This is a genomic window from Priestia veravalensis, from assembly GCF_001457055.1.
GTDB classification, from domain to species: Bacteria; Bacillota; Bacilli; order Bacillales; family Bacillaceae_H; genus Priestia; species Priestia flexa.
In genome coordinates this window covers 1-1,894 of record NZ_KQ758761.1, presented here as the reverse complement: position 1 = coordinate 1,894, position 1,894 = coordinate 1, and the positions used below count along the sequence as shown (strand labels likewise).

Here is a 1,894-nt window from a genome sequence, read left to right as displayed (position 1 = left end):
CTTTTTTTGTCATGTAGATTCTCCTCATAACTGATTAGTATAGTTAATTCTACTTGACCTTAAAATTTCTGTCTAACTAAGTATAGCCGATCCAACAGGTTCTTCTAATTTGTTAGAAGACAACATAACATCTCACCCTTTAGTATTAGTTTGGATATCCAGTTAGAATATAATTCCCTGCTCCATCCTTTTTCAAGACAATTCTAGCATTTGTCATACTTTCAACAGTTGTAGAATCTCTTTTTACTCCACGTCCAATAACTTCAGCTCCTTCATAAGATAACACTAACTTTGACTTACTTTGAGGATTACTTATCCAAGCTGCCACTGCTTTTTTGTTATTTAGATTGCTTAAAACCTTACTAGCAACTTTCTCAGCAGTAGCCCTATCTGTAAAAGAGGATGATAGGCAGGACAGCCGGTATTTCGAAGGAATGGTTCGAGCGCTTCTTGTGGGATACTTTCAACTAAATGGTGAATAGAGAATGCACTATCATTATTTTGCAGTTTTATTTCAAGATCTAAAGGTAGAATTAATTGATTCATGCTATAATTTTTAAACATAAGGATCCTTCTTTCGATATGATTTGGTGTGGTAACTTAATTTTATCAGAAGTGGTCCTTATTTTATTGTAAAAATATAAAGCCAGTGCAATTTTACTCGTCGTAAAACTGCACCGGCTTTTTTAGTTTATTTAGGAGCGTTTTGTCCCAGCCTCTGGTAGGAATTTTTAATATTATTAGTCAGCTCATTTAAAATAATTTTTTTCTTTCCCTGAGGTAAATGGCAGCTTAAAATTAGCAAATCAACTAGGTCAGGTTGTTCCTCAGCAACTTCCTGCAAGTAATCCCTGCCAAACTCTTTCATTACAGGTAGCAAACTGCTCATTTTTAATGGAAATCCACATCAATTCTCTTTTTATTTGTTTGAGTTTGTTTAGGCATGATAACTTCTAGTACACCATTCTTATAAGAAGCCTTTATATCTTCCTCAGAAACAGGAGTTGGTAGTGTAACGGCTCTGTGAAAGCTACCTGTGTATCTTTCTCTCCTATGCATATTCTCTTCTTTAATCTCATTAGTTCTGTTAATTGAGCCACTAATTCTCAATACATTATTTTCAATATCAATGTTTACATCTTCTTTACTCTGTAAGCCTGGAATGTCACAAGTTGCTACTACCTCTTTATCTGTTTCATGAACATCCACTCTTATATTCCCCAATTGATTCATTTCATTGTCTAAATGAAAAGGGAAATCATTGAATAATCTGTCAAAATCTCTCCTAATGTTAGTTAATTGTCTAAATGGATCATAAGGTATTAATGCCATTTGTATCATCTCCTTAGTTATTTTTAACAAATATATTTTTTACATTTACTATGTAATTATTCATTTACTATGTAATTATTCATTTAAGGGATAAGCTGAGTCAGTTTTAGAAAAGCATCCTATTACAGAAAAAGGAGAGCCTAATTAGCTCTCCTCAGTGTCATTAGTTTTAACCTCATATCCAAAAAGCTGTGACCTTTCATCAGGTATCCATTTTCCATCTCTAATTCTGCTCAAGCCCTGATACAAAGAGCCTCCTATAATATTCTCTAACCATTTGGAGCATTCAGTCATAGTATCAAAATCATGTAAGTATACTCCATTTTTATACAGTGAATACTTTTTATGTTGCATACTAACACCTCCTTTGATTGATACATGTATTGTACCAGGAGGTGCTGCGTGTTTAAAAGGTGTTTTGATTCCTGTCTCAAAAACAGGGGTCAGTCCCAAGCCAATCAAGGTTAAATGTAAGCCCGAAATATAAAAAATAGCGCACCTTCACGGTACGCACGACGAACGGCCAGCTAACTGAATTTTTTTCAGTTAGCTGGCTATTTTG

4 protein-coding genes and 1 pseudogene are annotated in these 1,894 nt (G+C 34.2%); all 5 read right to left on the bottom strand.

Annotated elements, in window-relative coordinates:
• Nucleotides 1-145 precede the first annotated feature (145 nt).
• Complete coding sequence (locus AS180_RS23390) at nucleotides 146-418, bottom strand: RNase A-like domain-containing protein (RefSeq protein ID WP_226373018.1); 273 nt, start codon at nucleotides 416-418, stop codon at nucleotides 146-148.
• Nucleotides 376-564, bottom strand: a pseudogene (locus tag AS180_RS24155) (IS5/IS1182 family transposase); the annotation flags it as partial. The pseudogene AS180_RS24155 and the gene AS180_RS23390, both read right to left, overlap by 43 nt.
• 127 nt (nucleotides 565-691) lie before the next feature.
• Nucleotides 692-889 carry a hypothetical protein gene (locus AS180_RS21230; RefSeq protein WP_061785931.1) on the bottom strand — a complete coding sequence of 66 codons (198 nt, stop codon included), beginning with the start codon at nucleotides 887-889 and terminating at the stop codon, nucleotides 692-694.
• 2 nt (nucleotides 890-891) lie between these two features.
• Complete coding sequence (locus AS180_RS21225; protein WP_061785932.1) at nucleotides 892-1,332, bottom strand: Hsp20/alpha crystallin family protein; 441 nt, start codon at nucleotides 1,330-1,332, stop codon at nucleotides 892-894.
• A gap of 144 nt (nucleotides 1,333-1,476) precedes the next feature.
• Nucleotides 1,477-1,686 carry a hypothetical protein gene (locus AS180_RS21220; RefSeq protein WP_025910116.1) on the bottom strand — a complete coding sequence of 70 codons (210 nt, stop codon included), beginning with the start codon at nucleotides 1,684-1,686 and terminating at the stop codon, nucleotides 1,477-1,479.
• Nucleotides 1,687-1,894 lie beyond the last annotated feature (208 nt).